19 protein-coding genes are annotated in these 18983 nt (G+C 37.0%); 18 read left to right on the top strand and 1 reads right to left on the bottom strand.

The window, feature by feature from the left end; genetic code table 11:
• The first annotated feature begins 2 nt into the window (after window positions 1-2).
• From K9V48_RS07390 to K9V48_RS07345, 10 genes are all read left to right on the top strand, one after another.
• Complete coding sequence (locus K9V48_RS07390; RefSeq protein ID WP_438803875.1) at window positions 3-815, top strand: carbohydrate ABC transporter permease; 813 nt, start codon at window positions 3-5, stop codon at window positions 813-815.
• 54 nt (window positions 816-869) lie between these two features.
• Entirely contained in the window at window positions 870-2207 is a 1338-nt protein-coding gene (locus K9V48_RS07385; RefSeq protein WP_224138065.1) for an ABC transporter substrate-binding protein, read from the top strand.
• A 203-nt stretch (window positions 2208-2410) separates the two neighbouring features.
• Complete coding sequence (locus K9V48_RS07380) at window positions 2411-3166, top strand: glycerophosphodiester phosphodiesterase (protein WP_224138064.1); 756 nt, start codon at window positions 2411-2413, stop codon at window positions 3164-3166.
• Between the two features lie 262 nt (window positions 3167-3428).
• Complete coding sequence (locus tag K9V48_RS07375) at window positions 3429-3773, top strand: DUF2294 domain-containing protein (RefSeq protein WP_224138063.1); 345 nt, start codon at window positions 3429-3431, stop codon at window positions 3771-3773.
• Between the two features lie 196 nt (window positions 3774-3969).
• On the top strand, window positions 3970-5016 hold the full coding sequence (locus K9V48_RS07370) for an ABC transporter substrate-binding protein (protein ID WP_224138062.1): 1047 nt from the start codon (window positions 3970-3972) through the stop codon (window positions 5014-5016).
• Window positions 5017-5031: 15 nt separating this feature from the next.
• Window positions 5032-5961, top strand: a complete 930-nt coding sequence (locus K9V48_RS07365) for a nucleoside hydrolase (RefSeq protein ID WP_224138061.1) — start codon at window positions 5032-5034, stop codon at window positions 5959-5961.
• A gap of 25 nt (window positions 5962-5986) precedes the next feature.
• On the top strand, window positions 5987-6808 hold the full coding sequence (locus tag K9V48_RS07360) for an ABC transporter permease (RefSeq protein WP_224138060.1): 822 nt from the start codon (window positions 5987-5989) through the stop codon (window positions 6806-6808).
• A 6-nt stretch (window positions 6809-6814) separates the two neighbouring features.
• Window positions 6815-7603: an ABC transporter permease gene (locus K9V48_RS07355; protein ID WP_224138059.1), complete on the top strand. Its 789-nt coding sequence runs from the start codon at window positions 6815-6817 to the stop codon at window positions 7601-7603.
• Window positions 7604-7618: 15 nt separating this feature from the next.
• Complete coding sequence (locus K9V48_RS07350) at window positions 7619-8680, top strand: ABC transporter ATP-binding protein (RefSeq protein WP_224138058.1); 1062 nt, start codon at window positions 7619-7621, stop codon at window positions 8678-8680.
• Between the two features lie 15 nt (window positions 8681-8695).
• The gene (locus K9V48_RS07345) at window positions 8696-10408 is read left to right on the top strand and encodes an adenine deaminase C-terminal domain-containing protein (RefSeq protein WP_224138057.1); all 1713 of its coding nucleotides are present in this window, start codon (window positions 8696-8698) and stop codon (window positions 10406-10408) included.
• A 172-nt stretch (window positions 10409-10580) separates the two neighbouring features.
• Here K9V48_RS07345 and K9V48_RS07340 read toward each other — a convergent pair whose 3' ends face one another.
• Entirely contained in the window at window positions 10581-12038 is a 1458-nt protein-coding gene (locus K9V48_RS07340; protein WP_438803874.1) for a DHA2 family efflux MFS transporter permease subunit, read from the bottom strand.
• Window positions 12039-13087: 1049 nt separating this feature from the next.
• Here K9V48_RS07340 and K9V48_RS07335 point away from each other — a divergent pair.
• From K9V48_RS07335 to K9V48_RS07300, 8 genes are all read left to right on the top strand, one after another.
• The gene (locus tag K9V48_RS07335; RefSeq protein ID WP_224138055.1) at window positions 13088-14266 is read left to right on the top strand and encodes an ABC transporter substrate-binding protein; all 1179 of its coding nucleotides are present in this window, start codon (window positions 13088-13090) and stop codon (window positions 14264-14266) included.
• A 92-nt stretch (window positions 14267-14358) separates the two neighbouring features.
• Window positions 14359-15234, top strand: coding sequence for a branched-chain amino acid ABC transporter permease (locus tag K9V48_RS07330; RefSeq protein WP_224138054.1), 876 nt, complete (start codon window positions 14359-14361; stop codon window positions 15232-15234).
• A gap of 13 nt (window positions 15235-15247) precedes the next feature.
• Window positions 15248-16198 carry a branched-chain amino acid ABC transporter permease gene (locus tag K9V48_RS07325; RefSeq protein WP_224138053.1) on the top strand — a complete coding sequence of 317 codons (951 nt, stop codon included), beginning with the start codon at window positions 15248-15250 and terminating at the stop codon, window positions 16196-16198.
• Window positions 16188-16982, top strand: a complete 795-nt coding sequence (locus K9V48_RS07320) for an ABC transporter ATP-binding protein (RefSeq protein ID WP_224138052.1) — start codon at window positions 16188-16190, stop codon at window positions 16980-16982. The genes K9V48_RS07325 and K9V48_RS07320 overlap by 11 nt, the downstream gene beginning before the upstream one ends.
• Window positions 16969-17676, top strand: coding sequence for an ABC transporter ATP-binding protein (locus K9V48_RS07315; RefSeq protein ID WP_224138120.1), 708 nt, complete (start codon window positions 16969-16971; stop codon window positions 17674-17676). Before K9V48_RS07320 ends, K9V48_RS07315 begins: the two co-directional genes overlap by 14 nt.
• Window positions 17677-17875: 199 nt before the next feature.
• Window positions 17876-18406 (top strand): RNA polymerase sigma factor SigY, encoded by a 531-nt coding sequence (gene sigY / locus K9V48_RS07310; protein ID WP_224138051.1) that lies wholly within the window; start codon window positions 17876-17878, stop codon window positions 18404-18406.
• The gene (locus K9V48_RS07305) at window positions 18406-18735 is read left to right on the top strand and encodes a YxlC family protein (protein WP_224138050.1); all 330 of its coding nucleotides are present in this window, start codon (window positions 18406-18408) and stop codon (window positions 18733-18735) included. The genes sigY and K9V48_RS07305 overlap by 1 nt, the downstream gene beginning before the upstream one ends.
• A gap of 2 nt (window positions 18736-18737) precedes the next feature.
• Entirely contained in the window at window positions 18738-18935 is a 198-nt protein-coding gene (locus K9V48_RS07300) for a transcriptional regulator (RefSeq protein ID WP_224138118.1), read from the top strand.
• The last annotated feature ends 48 nt before the right edge of the window (window positions 18936-18983 follow it).

Below are 18983 nucleotides of genomic sequence, written 5' to 3'. Positions count from 1 at the left end.
GGATGTCACTTTCTTACAAAATCATACTCTATACATTGCTAACGATATCAGCATTTCTATTATTTCTACCTATTATTTTTGCCTTTTTGATGAGCTTTATGAATAGTCAGGATGCGATGATGGGTAAAATTATTCCTTCTGTTTGGACACTAGAGAACTATGTGAAGGCATTTGAACGCTTGCCCTTGCTAAAATTTTTATTTAACAGTTTAATCATTTCTCTGTTTATTATGATAGGTCAGTTAATCTTATCTAGTTTAGCAGCTTATGCATTTGTTTTCTTAAAGTTTAAAGGTAGGGATGTTCTGTTCTTTCTGTTTATTGCAACGATGATGATTCCATTTGAAGCATCAATCATTCCAAACTTTCAAACAATTAGAGGCATGAATTTAATCGATACCTATCCTGGATTAGCCTTGCCGTTTTTAGCAACAGCATTTGGTACATTTCTATTGAGACAAACGTTTAAACAAATTCCGAAAGAACTAAAAGAAGCAAGCGAAATTGCAGGTATGGGGCATTTTAAATTTTACTTAACTGTCGTATTACCTGTTGCTAAAACAAGCTTAGTTACTTTAGGTATTTATAGTTTCTTAACAGCTTGGAATATGTACTTGTGGCCGCTTTTATCAACAACAAATGATAATGTGCGAACAGTTCAAATTGGGTTAAAGCAATTACAATCACAAGAAACAGTCAATCAATGGGGCGTTGTAATGGCCGGTGCAATGGTTGTGGCCATCCCTACACTGATTTTATTATTCATAGGTCAGAAGAAACTCCAAAAAGGATTAGCTGAAGGTGCACTAAAATAACTTAGGGTTTAATAAATACCAATAGATTAAAAACAAAAGGAGACCATTACAGTTATGAAAAAATTAGTAACCTTATTTATGGCAAGTTTATTTTTGATTGTAGCAGGTTGTAGTTCAAATGAGGGAGCAAGTACTGATGGAACAACATCAGAAACTGGCGAAAAAACAGTTGTAACATTCTGGCATTCAATGAGTGGAGTCCCACAAGAAACATTAGATAGTATTGTGGAAGAGTATAATAACTCTCAAGATGAAGTTCAAGTAAATGCGGAATTCCAAGGAACGTATGAAGAGTCATTACCGAAGTTTCATAGTGTTGGAGGAACAGAAGACGCTCCTACCATGATTCAAGTACAAGAAATTGGCACAATGTCAATGATTAATAGCGGTAATGTTGAGCCAATTCAAAAATTTATCGATGCTGAAGATTATGATATGAGTGGACTTGAGGAAAACATCATTAACTATTACAAAGTTGACGATCAGTTCTATTCAATGCCTTTTAATTCATCTACACCAGTTATGTACTACAATAAAGATGCTTTTAAAGCAGCAGGGTTAGATCCTGAAAAAGCTCCAGAAACGTTTGAAGAAATTGAAGAAGCAAGTAAGAAAATTGTTGAAAGTAACGACCAAATGAAAGGTTTCGCTTTACAAGCATATGGTTGGTTATTTGAAGAATTATTAGCAAATCAAGGTGGATTGCTAATGAATAATGACAATGGTCGTTCTGAAACACCTACAGAAGTAGCTTTTGATAATGAAAAAGGTAAATCAATCTTTGAATGGGCAAAGAGAATGACTGATGATGGAACGTTTGCAAATTATGGAACGAATTCTGATAATATGGTATCAGGCTTCTTAGCAGGCGATGTTGCGATGTTCTTGCAATCTTCAGCATCTTCAAGAGATGTTATTGATAACGCTCCTTTTGAAGTAGGCGTAGCTTTCTTACCTTATCCTGAAGCTGAAGAACGTCAAGGTGTTGCTATTGGTGGCGCAAGCTTATGGATGTCGAAAGGTAAGGAAGAAGCAGAACAAAATGCAGCATGGGAATTCATGAAATATTTACAAACTCCAGAAGTACAAGCTAAATGGCATGTAGGTACAGGTTATTTCGCCATTAACCCTGCTGCTTATGATGAGCAAGTAGTAAAAGATGCTTATAAAGAAATGCCACAATTACAAGTGTCAGTTCAACAACTTCAAGCAACGAAACCATCTATTGCAACTCAAGGTGCTTTAATGGATATGATTCCTGAAGAACGCAAAATTATTGAAACAGCACTTGAAGAAGTCTACAACGGTGGAGATGTTGATGAAGCATTTAATAAAGCAGTTGAACAAGTGAACGAAGCAATTAAGAAATCGAATACTGCAAGAGGAGAATAATTTCAAAACACAATTAATAAAGTAAGGGGATAGAGAATAAAGCGATCATATGCTTTGTTCTCTATTCTTTTTATCACAGATTATGATAGATTATTTGGAAAAGTTGATAGACTCCAATGCAGAGTTGATAGATTTTACCGCATTTGGGGAAAATCCCCCCTGGTGAGTCCTTACAAAGCCCCACTAAGAAAGGAAGAGTAGATATGAAGCAAATAAAAATATTTGGCCATCGTGGAAGTATGGGAACTATGCCAGAAAACACCTTAATAGGATTTCGCCATGCGCTCGAATTGGGTGTAGACGGTATTGAACTTGATGTGCAATTGACGAAGGATCGTGAGTTAGTTGTCATTCACGATGAAACAATTGATCGAACGACAGATGGTACAGGGTATGTGAAAGATTATAATCTGCATGAGTTAAAGCAGTTTAGTGCAGGAATAAAGTTTTCAGATTTAGAATTGTTTGACGAACAAGTGTGGGGCAATGAGCGTATACCAACCTTAGAAGAAGTTTTAGAATTGATTACACCTTATCAAATTGAATTAAATATTGAATTAAAGACGAATGTTTTCGCTTATGATGGTATTGAGGAAAAAGTGTTAACCCTTGTGAAGAAATTTGGTTATGAAAAGAAAGTTGTTTATTCTTCCTTTCATTTACCTTCAATCCTAAAATTGAAAAGGATTGAACCAAGTGCAAAAATTGCCTGGTTAGTAGTCTATAATCTTAGCCGTCCATTTGAATATGTCAAAAGCTTAGGGTTAGAAGGGTTACATCTTTATAAGGATATCGTGTTACAGGATGTAAAGTATGGACAGAGTGTTGATGAGTATAGTATTCGGGTGTGGACAGTTAATGATCAGAAGGAAATTGAACAACTATTGGCCAGGAATACGATTGAAACCATAATGACTGATTTCCCAAAGGATGCGATTGCTTTAAGAAATCGTAGCTAGATTATGAATAAGAATTCTTTTGAAAAATACTTCCTTTATCCACATTAAAAGGAAGTGTTTTTTTAAAACCATAAAATAAGGGATGTATCAAGTGATTGCTGATGGAAGCTCTCCTATACCTATTAACGTTCGGGTATTACGAGTAATAGGACGCTAAATTTAAAAAATACATAACTTTCATATTAAAATCCGTATATTATCTTGAAATTGATTAAAAACCATGTATAATTACATCTATTAACGGCTTTGGCAGGTGAGACATATGTTTCCGATTGACTCGAATGAAACGAAGAAATTGCTTTCTCATATGTACAATGAAGTATCCAAGGAGTTATTTGGCTTTGGTACGACGCTATTAAAGGTTACGATTGAACAAAATGTGATAACGTTTCAAGCCAAACACCGACGTGCGTCACGCTCTGCTGCTTTGGAAGGAGAAGTCCCTGCTCTAAAGCTAGAGGTTGATTTCCATATGTCACTTCTTTATAAAAAGAAATTAAGACAAAAGCTTGAGGAACAGACAGATTGGGAAATTGAAGCTGTTTTAAGAGATTATGATGGAGCCACGCAACGAGCATTTACGAATATTGTTTTAAAGGAACAGTAAAATGATTGGATTTCTTCTTGGATCTATCTGAGAGGAACGCCACAATATAAACTACATGATCGAATTTATCTTTGTTTACAAAGAAAAGACAATCTTGAGTAGAATTTTGATTCTATTTAAGGTTGTCTTTTTTTTTTCATTTATATAGTCAAGATAGGAAATACTAACCACATCTAAAATATTGGAGGTTTAAAGAATGAAAAAATTATTAAATGTTTTTGTCGTAGTATCTTTGTTTTTATTAAGTGCATGTGCTTCAAATGATAATGCTACTAATAAAGAAAAACCTAAGGAACTGGTTGTTTCTACTTGGGGTTTTGCTGAGGATTTCTTCCGCGAAGAAGTTTATAAACCGTTTGAAGAGGAGCACAATGTAAAGATTGTTTTAGATATAGGGAATAATGCTGACCGATTAAATAAAGTACGTCAAGGTACTGCTGATGTCGATGTTATTTTCTTGTCTGACTACTATGCTCAACAAGGTATTGATGAAGGATTGTTTGAAACAATTGATCGCAGTAATATTCCAAATGTCGATAAAATTTATGATATTGCAAAAGCGCCACTAGGTGAAAAATATGGACCAGCTTATACCATTGGACAATTTGGTATTGCTTATAATCCTGATGAGGTTTCTCAACCGATCACGTCTTGGAAGGATCTTTGGAGAGAGGATTTAAAGGGGAAAATTACAATTCCGGGAATTACTTCAACAGCAGGACCGATGTTTTTAGATGTTGCTTCAAGAGTTAGTGGAAGTAATGAGTTTAATGAAGATCAAGCCTTCAATGAAATGAAAAAGATTTTGCCAAATGTTGTGAAGGAATATGGACAAACATCTGAGTTTGTTAATATGTTTGCACAAGGAGAAATCGCTGCAGGTCCAGTTATGGAAATGTACTTTAAAGATTTGCAGGAAGCTGTTCCGAATGCTAAGTTTGTTTCCCCTGAAGAGGGTGGATACGCAGTAATGAACACAGTGAATGTTGTAAAAGGTTCTGACCAAAAAGAATTAGCTGAAGAGTTCATTAATTTTATTTTAAGTAAAGAAGTTCAAGAAAAATCAGCGAAATCAAAAATTGATTCACCTGTTAATACAGAAGTAGAGCTTTCTGAAGAAGAAGCAAAAGGTATTACTTATGGAGAAGACACAGTGAGTAAACTATTGGTATTAGATATGGAATTTGTCAATAAAAACTCAAAAACATGGATTGATCGATGGAATCGTGAACTCGCACAGTAAGAAGAGGTGGGTATTATGAAAACAAAATTGATTCTTGATGTAGATACTGGAATAGATGACGCGATTGGGATCATTCTTGCTGTAAAGAGTCAACAGTTTGATATGTTGGGAATTACAACAGTGAATGGGAACGTATCGCTTGATTCTGCTACGCAAAATACGTTAAAAATACTCGAGCTTTTAGATGAAAAAGACATTTCAGTCATTAAAGGGGCAGCTGCCCCTATTCTTAGAAAAAGATTTTTTGAACATAAAATTCATGGTGCAGATGGTCTAGGTGGAGCCTTAAAGGATGTAAAGGTTACACAACAATGTGATGAAGGTTTTGCTCCTGATTTTATCATAAATTCCATTTTAAGTTTTCCTCATGAAGTAACGTTAGTGATGACAGGGCCGCTTACCAATTTGGCAATGGCTGTTAAAAAATGTCCACAGATTACTCAGTATGTAAAAGAGGTAATCTTTATGGGGGGAGTTGTACAAGGGTACGGTAATGTGACGCCAACAGCGGAGTATAACATTTATGTTGATCCAGAGGCTGCCAAAATTGTCTTACAAGCAGGGTTCGAATCGATTACACAAGTCGGACTTGATGTTACGAGAAAGGCTCTCCTAACTGAAGAGCATATTGAATTAATTGAAAACAAACAGCTTGCTGATTATATAAGAAAGAGTACGTTGGATTATCGACAACGCTATTTTGAACGTAATGGTGTTTGGGCATGTGCAATGCATGACCCACTTGCTGTCGGTGTTGCTCTGAAAAGTGAGCTTGTGAAGAGAGAAAAATTCTATGTGGATGTTGAAGCAAGAAGTGAACTTTGTGATGGACAGATGGTTTGCGACTTTCAAAATCGGCTGATGAAGCCAGAAAATGTATACGTTTGTCTGGACGTTAATGTGGAGGCGTTTTTTGACCTGTTTATTCGCATTATCAATTCATAAATAATTTCGAACAGGGGTTTAGAAGATGAAAAAACGTTATGTATACCTGTTGCTGTTACCGGGTGTTCTTTTTTTAACGATTTTTATGTTGATTCCAATCATCTTAACAATTGGAACAACATTTTTTAATGATAATGGCTTTACTCTTCAAGGATACCTTAATTTTTTCAAAGATCGGTATTTTGTTGACATTCTTCTTACGACGTTAAGAGTAAGTCTCGTAACAACAATTATATGTATATTGCTTGGATTCCCAGCAGCATATTATATTTCAAAACTTGGAACGAAAATGAAGGCTATTATGCTTTTATTAACAATTTTCCCATTATTAACAAGTTCGGTTGTTCGTTCGTTTAGTTGGATGATCATCATTGGGAAAAATGGTCTGCTTAATAATGTTTTACAATCTATTGGTTTAATTGAAGAACCACTTAATATTCTATATACACCTACTGCGATTATGATTGGATTGGTTCATTTATTTTTACCGTTAATCATCATAACGCTTGTAGGTGTAATGGAAAACATTGAATTTGATTTGTTAAAAGCAGCTGAAAGCCTAGGAGCGTCAAAATTGACTGTCTTTATGAAAGTGGTCCTTCCACTTTGTGTACCTGGCTTAGTAATTGGAAGCATTCTTGTTTTTGTAGGGAGCTTTACGGCTTATACAACGCCTGCATTGCTTGGCGGAAAACAACGTGTCATTTCGACGTTTCTTTATCAAAACGCCATCACGCTAAATGATTGGCAGGTTGCATCGATTGTTGCAACGATCATGATTATGGTAACGATCATTATTATTGCCATTATGAATGTATTGGCAAGAAAATTAAATCCGAAGGGGTAGAGGTGTATGCGGGAAAAAAATCGAGGATTGGCCCTGTTTACCTACCTAGTGTTTTTATTTTTACTAGGGCCTTTACTAATCATATCGATTACGTCTTTTGAAGGTGGAAGTATTTTGAAGTTTCCACCAGAGGAGTTTTCTTTTAGATGGTATATCAATATTTTTGATGTACAAATGTTCTTAACGACGTTTAAAACGTCAATTATTGTTTCACTTGCAGGCAATCTTTTTGCTCTTTTATTAGGTGTTCCAGCTGCTTATGCGTTAAGCAGATTTGAATTTAAAGGGAAAAAGATCGTAGATGCTATTTTTGTTTCACCAATTTTAATTCCTGGAATTGTGCTCGGCTTTTCGTTTTTGAGATATATTGTTGGAGTTTATCAGCTTCCAATTTATACAGCTCTATTTATCGGACATACAGTCATCATGCTTCCGTTCATTATCCGTGTCATTTCTTCTAGTTTGTCAAACTTTGACTTCTCAATTGAAGAAGCGGCCGAGAGCCTAGGTGCAGGAAAAATTAGAACGTTCTTTACAGTCGTTCTTCCGAATATAAAATCAGGAATTATCGCAGCTGTTATGATTGCCTTTTTGGAATCCTTCAATAATGTAGACATTTCCGTATTTATGACAGGTCCTGGTGTCAGTACATTCCCGATTCAAATGCTGACATACGTAGAAAATTATTTTGATCCTACGATTGCAGCTATTTCCGTACTACTCATGGTTATTACTGCATTCTTCATGTTTATGGTTGAAAGACTCATGGGTTTATCTTATTTTACAAAACGATAAAGGGGGTAATAGTGGATGGCTTTATTTACTTTACAAGACATATCTGTTGCTTACAATAAACAAAATATTTTAAAAGACTTTAATCTTGAAATTGAAAATGGAAAGCTAGTTTCGCTACTTGGACCGAGTGGCTGTGGAAAAACAACCACTCTACGCTTGATCGCAGGATTTTTACAAGCTAATTCAGGAAAGTTTTTATTTAAAGATAAAGATTATACGAAGGTGCCAGTAAACAAACGAAATTTTGGCTTTGTGTTTCAAAACTATGCATTATTCCCTCACTTGTCCATTTTCGATAACATCGCATTTGGTCTTCGACTTAGAAAAGTCTCAAAAGGTGAAATTGAAAAGCGTGTCATGAATGTATTAGAAATTGTTGGTCTAAAGGGATTTGAAAAAAGATTTCCAAAGGAACTTTCAGGAGGGCAGAAGCAGCGGGTTGCGATTGCAAGGGCCCTTGTTATTGAACCAGATATCCTGTTGTTTGATGAGCCTTTAAGTAATCTTGATGCAAACTTACGAGTGAATATGAGGGTAGAGATTCGCCGTATCCAACAAGAGCTAGGCATTACAACTGTGTACGTATCACATGATCAAGAGGAATGCTTTTCCATCTCTGATCAGGTAGCCATTATGAATAAAGGTATTATAGAACAACTTGATGAGCCAACGTCAATCTATAAATATCCAAAGACAAGATTTGTTGCCGACTTTATTGGGTTTAAAAACTTCATTGAATTTGATGAGCGGAAAGATTTTGAGGATCGAATTGAACTAAGCAAATCTAGTCATTTCTTCACAATCGAAAAAGATTCACAAATGGAGAACAAAACTGGGAAAACAGGTGCAATTCGACCTGACTATCTATTGCTTCGAGAAAAAGGGGACAATCCTGAGATGAAGAATAGTGTACTTGGGCGGATTAAGATTAGCACCTATCTTGGACGAAGCTTTCAGTACGTTGTCGAAACGTCACTAGGTGATTTCACGGTGAATAAGGAAATGATCGAACCTTATTACGCTGGTCAGGAAGTAATCCTTGAAATTCCGAAAGATCAAATGGTACTTGTTGACTAGCCTAGGAGGGTAATGATGAAAATTGATATGTTGATAACCGATGCCTATGTCTATAACAGCTATTTTAAAACATTTGATAAAGGCAACGTCGTAATAAAAGATGGTAAGTTTTTATATATTGGAGAACGGGGATTAGAGACCTTTCAGCCGGATGAGGTTATTGATGGTAAGGGGAAATATATGATTCCTGGTTTGATTGATATTCATTTACACATCGAAAGTACAATGGTGACACCATCTACGTTTTCCTACGGGTTAATTAAAAATGGTGTGACAACAATTGTGGCAGAACCTCATGAGATGGCTAATGTTTTCGGAATTACAGGTGTAAAGGAAATGATTAAGGCAAGTGAGGGCTGTGTCGTAGATATGTTTTATGCGATTCCAAGCTCAGTTCCTGCGACGTCGATGGAAACGACTGGCGGATCAATTGAAATCAGCGATATAGACGAGCTAATGAAAACAGAAGATATCAAATGCTTGGGAGAAATCATGAACTTCCATGATGTCATTTCTGACCCTGATTGTAAAACAAATCAAATTTTGTCCCATATCCGTACTCAGTATCCAGATCTTATTATTGAGGGACATGTTCCAAAGTTACTTGATTTAGACTTGCAAAGAATTGCATTTGCTGGCGTAAATTCGGATCATACCCATCAAACTGTAGAAGGAATGGAAGCTCGGATTTCTGCTGGGATGTTTCTTGAGATCCAAGAAAAGTCAATGACAACAGAAGTCATAGAGTATTTAAAAGAGAAACAAGTAGATGAGCATTTCTGTTTTGTTACGGATGATGTCATGGCAGACTCGTTTCAAAGAAGAGGACATCTTAATGTTCTTCTGAAGAAGGCAATTGAAATGGGGATGACACCTGAAAAGGCAATCTATGCGTGTACGTATACACCTGCACAACGGATGAGGATGTACGACAGGGGAGCAATTGCACCAGGTAAAATAGCAGATTTTTTACTTGTATCGAATTTGAAAAACTTTGACTTAGATATGGTGTACAAAAAAGGTGTGTGTGAGTTTGACTCCTCAAAGCCTTATATTCAGTCAGTACAACCAAAACAATTCCCTGCAGCATTTTACCAAAGCGTTGAGCTTGAAGAGCTTACAGAGGACGATTTTACAATGCACGTACCACTTGCAGATGATCGTTACACGTGCCGTATAATGAATGTACAAGACGGCTCAACATTCACGGAAGAAAGACACGACCAAGTTGATGTGAGGGATGGTAAGTTATGCTGGGAGGAAAGTCCATACGGTTTAATCGCGACCTTTGAACGATATGGAAAAAATCGCAACCATGCCCATGGATTAATCAGTGGAGATATTTTGCAGCGAGGTGCTGTTGCGACGACCTATTCCCATGATAATCACAATCTTCTAGTTATCGGTCACAATAAGCAAGATATGCTGCTTGCTGCAAATGAAGTGATAGGTAAACAGGGAGGAATCTGTTGTGTAGAGAACGGCCAAGTCCTATCTATGCTTCAGTTACCGGTAGGTGGGATTTTGTCTGAAGAACCATTAGATGTGATTTCAAAGCAAGTGGAGCAATTAACGACTTCACTTAAATCCTTAGGTTATAAACATTACAACGTCATCATGTCCTTGAGTACTCTTTCACTTCCTGTCAGTCCGGCTTTGAAAATTACAGATCATGGATTAATCAATGTGAATGAAGGTAAAATAGTGCCTTTAGTGGTTGAGCAGTGAAAAATTTAGTCATTGTGGCTAACTAGGTTCCACTGGACCAATCAACAGGGAAGATAATTTGGACTTCCACCGGTGGGGTCTTCCTGCTCAATAATAAGGAATAAATAACAGAAAAGCGGACATACCGTAACGGGTTGTGTCCGCTTTTTACTGTTCAAATGTGTATTATAGGCTAGCCTTGAGGCTGAGGTAGACGCTCTCGCTTAGGGTTCATAGCTGTTTCACTTTTACCACTTTCTTCTCCTGCTTTCACATTTTTAATAAAGAATGCAAGGATTGTGGCTAATAGGGATAGCCAGGTAGCTACAACAAATGCATCATTTATTCCTTGAATGGTAGCTTCATTTATAATGTATGCCATTTGTTGATTAGCATCAGAAGTAGCGTCAGCAGCTACCATTTCGTTTACGTGCTTTTGTGTCTGATTGGACATAACCGTGACAAGAAAGGCAGTACCAATTGCTCCAGAAACTTGTTTAAAGGTGTTAGACATAGCTGTTCCATGGGAATTTAATCGCTGTGGAAGCTGATTTAATCCCGCCGTCATAATTGGCATCATTAACATCGACATGCCGAACATGCGGGCAGTATAGTTTAGTAGCAATACCATATATGAAGTGGAGTCGGTAAGCACGCTAAATTCCCATGTAGTAATTGTTGTAATAGCCAAGCCAACGATCGAGAGCCATTTTGCACCCACTCGGTCAAAAATCCAACCAGTAATCGGAGACATAATGCCCATTAGAATTGCACCTGGTAATAACAATAACCCTGATTCGAGTGGGGAAAAGCCACGGATGCTTTGTAAATAAATTGGTACGAGAATCATTCCAGCAAACATCACCATTGTGATAATAATGTTAATAATGGTCGTAAGCGTAAACATATTATATTTAAACACGCCAAATTCAAGCATTGGATGATCTATGGTCATTTGTCGCCGTATAAATAAGGTGAGCGTAACAATTCCGATGATGAGCGAAGTAATAACTTCTGCACTAGTCCAACCAGCGCTTCCAGCACTACTAAAACCATATAATAAACCACCAAAACCTAATGTAGAAAGAATAACCCCAAGAATATCAAGTTTAGGATATGTTTGTTTCGTAACATTCTTCATAAGTACGATGCCGATGATGAAATCGATGACGGCAATTGGTAATACGATATAAAATAACACTCTCCATGAATAATTTTGAACAATCCAACCGGAAAGTGTTGGCCCGATAGCAGGTGCAAAGGTCAATGCTAATCCAATATACCCCATTGCCTGACCGCGTTTTGAGATCGGGAAAATTGTTAAAATGACAATCATTAATAATGGCATAAGGATTCCTGCCCCAGCAGCTTGGATGACCCTTCCAGATAATAATAGAGGAAAGGTTGGAGAAATTGCACAGATGAAGGTACCGAATGAAAATAACCCCATCGATGTCAAAAAAAGCACCCTAGTCGTAAATCGTTCGATCAAAAAGGCTGTTATCGGGATTAACACCCCATTAACAAGCATGTATGCTGTTGTCAGCCATTGTGCAGTATTAGCCGATATATTCAAATCAATCATCATTTGAGGTAATGCAACATTCATTAATGTCTGATTTAAAATTGCAACAAAGGCACCTAAGAGCATAACCGTCAGAATCGCGCCCTTTTTTATTTGCCTGTCTGTAATAGCTCCATCATTTGTCATTTCTAATGCCTCTCCTTTTCACTGTATCTTTTCAGGTATGGAACAGTACAACAGAAATAGCTATCCTATAACTTCGCTAGGTTTCTCCTCTATTTTGAACAATTTCCCCATAAATATGTTATCGGTTTGCATTAGATCTTAATTACTACGTTCGTAAGCGATGGAATGAATGAGAGTTTTCTTGTTACATATCTAAGATGAATAGCTGAGAATGAGGTTAAATTGTATATATGGTGTGGTAAGCATAGATTAATCCTCATACTTAAATGAATTGTTGGACTGTTCAATAGAAATAAATTGAGGACTGTGATCTCAAATGTTCCACGTGGAACATTATTACACTTCTTACGTAGAGAGAAAGGGGAGGTGGTAGTAATGTTAGCTAATCAGGAATAGGGAGTAGTGAGAAACGATGTTAGGATTAGGTTGCTAATCTTTAGATAGAGATAAAGGACCTTCTACCAATGGAAGTCTAGCCTAATAGAAAGCACTCCGTTTATGCTGGATTTTTCTGCTTGCTTACGATAATACTTTTTCAGTAGCAGAGCTATGGTTTTTACCAAGACTATTATTTGTGATTAAAATGGCAAAAGGTCTTGTTTAAAGGAGGGCTGCTTAAACAAAGAATGGGATCATAGAGATGATTTCAATAATAATAACTATATTTTAGTATAACTTTATATTGAGGGTTTTATTTCTAAAAAATGAATAAATTGCTATTTTGTTTGTTACCCTCATTTATTCAAAAGTGATCCTAATTATAGTAAGTAAAAAAAACACATAGATATTAAACAAATATTTCAGAAATATTACAATAAAATAAAAATTATGCTAGACGAAACAGGAAAATTGTTTTACAATACTTTTATTATTCAGAAAATGAACTAACAACAAACAATCAAGATGGTTCCATTATGTGGATATAACCTTATGATTTGTCACGGGTTAATTTTTCAGAAAAATCAATAAATAAAAAGGGGACAACTACTATGAAGAAAAAATTTGCTAAGCTTCTTCTTACGTCGACGTTATTGTCAGGAATACTAGCAGGATGTGCAGCTGGTGGTAATGATTCAGGTAGCTCATCAGATGATGCAATAAAAATTGGGGCTAACTTTGAACTTTCAGGTCCAGTAGCATCTTATGGACAATCGAATATGAAGGGTGTCGAGCTTGCTGTTGAGGAGATTAATGCTAACGGTGGAATAGATGGAAAACAGATTGAACTGATTAAAGTAGATAATAAGTCAGAAGCGGCAGAAGCAACAAATGCTGCGATTAAATTAACAAGTCAAGATAAAGTTACAGCAATTATTGGTGCATCAACTAGTGGAAACACAGTAGCACAAGCGCAAATCGCTAACGACAATCAAACAGTTCTTTTAACTCCTTCAGGGACTAGCCCGAATGTAACTGTAAATGACGATGGAAAAGTGAACGAATTCGTCTTCCGTACTTCATTTATTGATCCATTCCAAGGAACTGTTGCAGCTAACTTTGCAGCGAACGAATTAAAGGTGAAAAATGCAGCGGTGTTTGCTGACAATGCAAGTGATTATGCGAAGGGTCTTGCAGCTTCATTTAAAGAAACGTTTGAAGCCGCGGGTGGTACAATCGTAGCAGAAGAATCTTATGTTGCTAAGGACACAGACTTCCGTTCTACATTAACGCGTATTAAGGCACAAAATCCTGACTTCATTTTTATCCCTGGTTATTATGAAGAAGTAGGTCTAATTGTGAAACAAGCTCGTGAGATGGGTATTACTGTACCACTTATGGGTGGCGACGGTTGGGATTCACCGAAGCTAGTAGAATTGGCTGGTGCAGAGGCGTTAAATAACACATTCATCACAAACCATTATTCTGCTGAGGATCCAGATGAAACAATCCAAAACTTCGTAAAAATGTTCAAAGAGAAGAACAAAGATGCAGCACCTGATGCATTCAACGGTTTAGGATATGACACGGTTTACTTATTGAAAGATGCAATCGAGCGTGCTGGAAGTACTGATCCAGTGGCAATCAAGGATGCACTTGCAGAAACAAAAGATTTACGTCTTGTAACAGGTGTAGTAACAATTGATGAGAACCATCATCCAATTAAAACAACAACTGTTTTAGAGTATAAAGATGGAAAGACAGTCTTCAAGACTAAAATTAATCCTTAAGGATAAACTTAGAGAAATGGGGGGACTATCCTCCCATTTTCGTTTTGTTTTAAACCGTATTAATTTGAGTTCGAAAAGGAGTGAGGAAAGAAATGGAATGGGTACAGCAACTAATTAACGGTATTTCACTAGGGAGTATCTATGCATTGATAGCACTGGGCTATACAATGGTTTACGGAATCATAAAATTAATTAACTTTGCTCATGGCGATGTGTTTATGGTTGGTTCATTTATTGGCTTTTATGCCATTACTGCGTTTGGATTAGGCTTCATTCCTGCACTATTGCTATCAATGGTGGCTTGTGCAGCTTTTGGAGTACTTATTGAGAGAATCGCTTATAAACGTCTTCGAAATGCAACGAGAATTGCAGCTTTAATTACAGCGATTGGGGTTTCTCTTCTTATTGAATACGGAGTTATTTATGTCCGTGGAGCGCAACCAGAAGCATATCCAGCTGTTTTTAGTAACAAAACGTTTGATTTCTTTGGCGCACAAATTAGTAGTCAGTCATTATTAATTTTATGTACGTCTGTCGTGCTTATGATTATTTTGCAATTTATTGTACATCGAACAAAAATTGGGAAGGCGATGCGTGCCGTTTCTCATGATATCGATGCAGCCCGTTTAATGGGAATAAATGTTGATCGGACAATTTCTGCTACTTTTGCTATTGGTTCAGCTTTGGCAGGGGCAGCTGGTGTTATCTTTGGTATTTATTATACGAAGATTGAACCACTTATGGGCGTTATACCAGGATTAAAGGCATTTATTGCCGCTGTATTAGGTGGTATAGGAATTATTCCTGGAGCGATGGTTGGCGGACTTGTGCTTGGAGTTGCAGAAACAATCGTAAGTGCACTAGGGTTTTCTCTATGGAGAGACGCTGCAGCATTTATTATCCTAATTCTAATTCTTATCTTTAAACCATCAGGAATCTTTGGCAAAAATTCAAGAGAGAAAGTGTAGGTGAAACAACTATATGAAAAAATCAAAAGGTTTTTGGTTATTTTTAATCATTTCAATACTGGGGTATGGAATTACTCAGGTTCTAATTAGTGGTGGACTATTAAATCCTTACTATAGCAACATGTTAATTAATATCGCAATTAATATCATATTAGCTGTTAGCCTACATTTAGTTATCGGGATTACTGGTCAATTCTCAATTGGGCATGCTGGATTTTTAGCTGTAGGGGCTTATATTTCAGCAATCTTTACGATGAAGCTATTACTACCGTTTCCGGTAGCGTTGCTAGCCGGTGGACTTGTCGCAGCTATTGCTGGTTTAGTCGTTGGGATTCCAACCTTACGTTTACGAGGTGATTACTTAGCGATTGCAACTTTAGGCTTTGCTGAAATCATTCGAATTGTGTTCTTGAATATTGAATATGTCGGCGGTGCAGCAGGGATGCAGGTTTCCCATTTTACTACTTGGACGTATGCATTCATCTGCCTATTTATTACCGTCTTGGTTATTATGAACTTTACAAATTCAAGACATGGACGAGCAGCTATCGCCATTCGTGAAAATGAGATTGCTGCTGATGCAATGGGAATCAACACAACTTATTATAAAGTTATTGCTTTTACCATCGGTTCTTTCTTTGCCGGAGTTGCAGGAGGCCTGTATTCTCATAACTTTTATATCATTCAACCAACAAACTTCGGATTTTTAAAGTCCTTTGATATTTTAATTTATGTTGTTTTAGGTGGTCTTGGTAGTTTATCAGGAGCTGTGATTGCTGCTGCTTTACTAACGATTATTTCAACTTTTCTCCAGGATTTCCCAGAAACACGGATGATTATTTATAGTTTAGTACTAGTTATTGTGATGCTTTATCGTCCACAGGGATTAATGGGAACTCGCGAAATTACGGATGTATTTGGAAAGTGGAAAGGGAAGAAAGGAGGAAGCTCTTATGGGAAATAAGCCATTGCTTGAGGTTCAAGGTGCTGGCATTCAATTTGGTGGATTAAAGGCTGTTTCGGGATTTAATATGGAAATTCACCAAGGTGAGCTAATTGGACTGATCGGACCGAATGGAGCTGGGAAAACGACAAGCTTCAACTTGCTAACAGGAGTGTACGTACCAACTGAAGGTGAGATTCTGTTCAACGGGAAACGTCTTAATGGATTGGCCCCTTATCAAGTGACACGGAAAGGAATCAGTCGTACCTTCCAAAACATTCGCCTTTTTAATGAGCTTTCTGTTTTAGACAATGTAAAAGTAGCTTATCATTCATTAGCTAAGCATTCAATTTTCAGTTCAATCATCCGCCTTCCATCCCACTTTTCAGGGGAAAGGGAGATGGAGGAAAAATCAATTGAGTTCCTTAAAATTTTCCAACTTGATAAATATAAAGATGAAATGGCTAAAAATTTACCATATGGTCAGCAGCGAAGATTAGAAATCGCAAGAGCCCTTGCCGCTGGTCCTAAATTACTATTACTAGATGAGCCAGCAGCTGGAATGAATCCGCAAGAAACACATGAGCTTATGGAGTTAATTGCCTTTATACGGAAGGAATTCAACCTGACGATTCTCCTAATTGAACATGATATGAAATTAGTTATGGGAATATGTGAAAGAATCTATGTGTTAGACCACGGCCAACTTATTGCAGAAGGGACGCCAGACAAAATTAGAAATCATCCTAAGGTGATCGAGGCTTATCTAGGGGAGGAGGTTGACGGTGCCAATGCTGAAGGTTAATGAAATCGATGTATTTTACGGACATATCCAAGCGCTAAAGGGAGTTTCTTTAGAAGTAAATGAAGGAGAAATTGTGACGCTAATTGGAGCAAATGGTGCTGGAAAAAGCACGCTTCTAAAAACTCTTTCTGGGTTACTTAAGCCAAAGTCGGGGACAATTGAATACTTGGGTGGGTCTATCTCAGGTAAGCCTGCACAAACAATTGTAAAGGCAGGGATATCTCATGTACCTGAGGGGCGCAGGGTGTTTGCGAACATGTCAGTTGAGGAAAACCTCGAGCTAGGCGCCTATTTAAGGAAGGAAAAAAATGAGATCCGTAAAGATATAGAAAAGGTTTATGGACTTTTCCCAAGACTGCTTGAACGCAGAAAACAGTTATCAGGGACATTATCTGGTGGAGAACAACAAATGCTTGCGATGGGGAGAGCCATTATGGCAAAGCCGAAGCTCCTTTTGCTTGATGAGCCGTCAATGGGATTAGCACCTTTAATCGTAAAAACCATCTTCCAGATTATTGAGGAAATCAACCGTGAAGGAACAACAGTCTTGCTTGTTGAACAAAATGCCAACATGGCTCTATCTATAGCCAACCGTGCATATGTCATTGAGACAGGAAGTGTTGTTGCTTCAGGTTCAGCTGCAGAATTACAAGCCAGTGAAGAAATTAAGAAAGCTTATCTTGGCGGTTTGTAATCGCAGGGTCCTTTCTTAATCAAAAGATAGGTACACGAAGTTTCAATTATTTTATTCTAAACAAGAGCCTAACAATTGTGTTGGGCTCTTTTGATGTTTAGGGCAAAGCTTAAAAAATATTTTTTAAAATAGTAGTGAACGATTAAGAGTAACAAAACGTCATATCATTAGAGCAAATAGATAGGGGGATTGTCATCGATTGGATCAGGCGGAAGAAAGGAAACTTGTTAGAGAAGCAAAGGCTGGAAAAGACGAGGCTTTTACTAAACTGTTCCAGAATAACTATATGTTCATATACAAATATTTAATTAAGCTAACCCTTCATCCTGATCTGACAGAGGATCTTATTCAGGAAACAATGCTAAAGGCGTACATTCACCTCCAAAGCTTTAAGGGGGAAGCAAAATTTTCAACATGGCTTATTGCTATCGCATCTCGATTATTCATTGATCAACAGCGTAAGGAAAAAAGGGAGAGAAAACGTTACGAAAAGGTTAAGAATGACGTAAAACAAAAGATGAAATGGAATATCATGATAAATGGACAGGAATGGTCCATCTATCTAGAGATGTTTGCAGAGCTAGAACCGAATATTCGTACACCAATTTTGCTTAGGCATTACTATGGATTCACTTATTCAGAAATTGCAACGATGCTTAGTTTGAAAGAGGGAACAGTAAAGTCGCGTGTGCACAATGGTCTAAAGCGGATTCGAAAGGAGCTGCAATAATGAAAGAGAATAATGAAAGTGAATGGATTAGCAAGTTGATGGAGGATTTGCAAAAAGTAGAGGATATTCATAAAGTGGAAGTTCCACAGCAACATCATCTAATGAATACGTTAACTAACTTTAAAACAGAACGAAAAAAAGCATATAGACGAGAATTAGTTATATTTTTAATTACAGCACTTATTATTTTAGTTTCATACGCTGCAATTGCTTTTAAAATGACGACTGTTTTCATCTGGATTCAGGGTTTGACGATCCTATTTATACCGTTTATTTTTATGGCAGAAAAAAAACGTAGAAATAAGCGGAAAGAGGTGACGATGCTTTGACAATGGATTTCGAACTTGTAGTGGCTATTTTATTAGTAGCACCGATTTTGCTTGCTCAGAGCATTCTTTTATTTATAGATGCAAAGAAGAAAGGAGCGTACTCCTGGTTTTGGGGAATTTGGGGACTGATCCAGTTTCCATTACCGACGCTGTTTTATTATTTCATCGTGATTAGGCCTTATCGAAAAACGCTGAAATGAAGAAAATGCCTTTTCAAATAGATACAGAAGAAAAATGTAGAAATTAAG

Source organism: Metabacillus rhizolycopersici, assembly GCF_020075705.1.
The sequence above is the reverse complement of the archived record's forward strand: the minus strand, read 5'-3'. Positions and strand labels throughout refer to the sequence as shown.

What these genes read in the sequence shown, in the direction of transcription:
- K9V48_RS07390 (WP_438803875.1), top strand. Translation starts at nt 3, where the DNA reads ATGTCACTTTCTTACAAAATCATACTCTATACATTGCTAACGATATCA.
- K9V48_RS07385 (WP_224138065.1), top strand. Translation starts at nt 870, where the DNA reads ATGAAAAAATTAGTAACCTTATTTATGGCAAGTTTATTTTTGATTGTA.
- K9V48_RS07380 (WP_224138064.1), top strand. Translation starts at nt 2,411, where the DNA reads ATGAAGCAAATAAAAATATTTGGCCATCGTGGAAGTATGGGAACTATG.
- K9V48_RS07375 (WP_224138063.1), top strand. Translation starts at nt 3,429, where the DNA reads ATGTTTCCGATTGACTCGAATGAAACGAAGAAATTGCTTTCTCATATG.
- K9V48_RS07370 (WP_224138062.1), top strand. Translation starts at nt 3,970, where the DNA reads ATGAAAAAATTATTAAATGTTTTTGTCGTAGTATCTTTGTTTTTATTA.
- K9V48_RS07365 (WP_224138061.1), top strand. Translation starts at nt 5,032, where the DNA reads ATGAAAACAAAATTGATTCTTGATGTAGATACTGGAATAGATGACGCG.
- K9V48_RS07360 (WP_224138060.1), top strand. Translation starts at nt 5,987, where the DNA reads ATGAAAAAACGTTATGTATACCTGTTGCTGTTACCGGGTGTTCTTTTT.
- K9V48_RS07355 (WP_224138059.1), top strand. Translation starts at nt 6,815, where the DNA reads ATGCGGGAAAAAAATCGAGGATTGGCCCTGTTTACCTACCTAGTGTTT.
- K9V48_RS07350 (WP_224138058.1), top strand. Translation starts at nt 7,619, where the DNA reads ATGGCTTTATTTACTTTACAAGACATATCTGTTGCTTACAATAAACAA.
- K9V48_RS07345 (WP_224138057.1), top strand. Translation starts at nt 8,696, where the DNA reads ATGAAAATTGATATGTTGATAACCGATGCCTATGTCTATAACAGCTAT.
- K9V48_RS07340 (WP_438803874.1), bottom strand. Translation starts at nt 12,038, where the DNA reads ATGCTCTTAGGTGCCTTTGTTGCAATTTTAAATCAGACATTAATGAAT.
- K9V48_RS07335 (WP_224138055.1), top strand. Translation starts at nt 13,088, where the DNA reads ATGAAGAAAAAATTTGCTAAGCTTCTTCTTACGTCGACGTTATTGTCA.
- K9V48_RS07330 (WP_224138054.1), top strand. Translation starts at nt 14,359, where the DNA reads ATGGAATGGGTACAGCAACTAATTAACGGTATTTCACTAGGGAGTATC.
- K9V48_RS07325 (WP_224138053.1), top strand. Translation starts at nt 15,248, where the DNA reads ATGAAAAAATCAAAAGGTTTTTGGTTATTTTTAATCATTTCAATACTG.
- K9V48_RS07320 (WP_224138052.1), top strand. Translation starts at nt 16,188, where the DNA reads ATGGGAAATAAGCCATTGCTTGAGGTTCAAGGTGCTGGCATTCAATTT.
- K9V48_RS07315 (WP_224138120.1), top strand. Translation starts at nt 16,969, where the DNA reads ATGCTGAAGGTTAATGAAATCGATGTATTTTACGGACATATCCAAGCG.
- K9V48_RS07305 (WP_224138050.1), top strand. Translation starts at nt 18,406, where the DNA reads ATGAAAGAGAATAATGAAAGTGAATGGATTAGCAAGTTGATGGAGGAT.
- K9V48_RS07300 (WP_224138118.1), top strand. Translation starts at nt 18,738, where the DNA reads ATGGATTTCGAACTTGTAGTGGCTATTTTATTAGTAGCACCGATTTTG.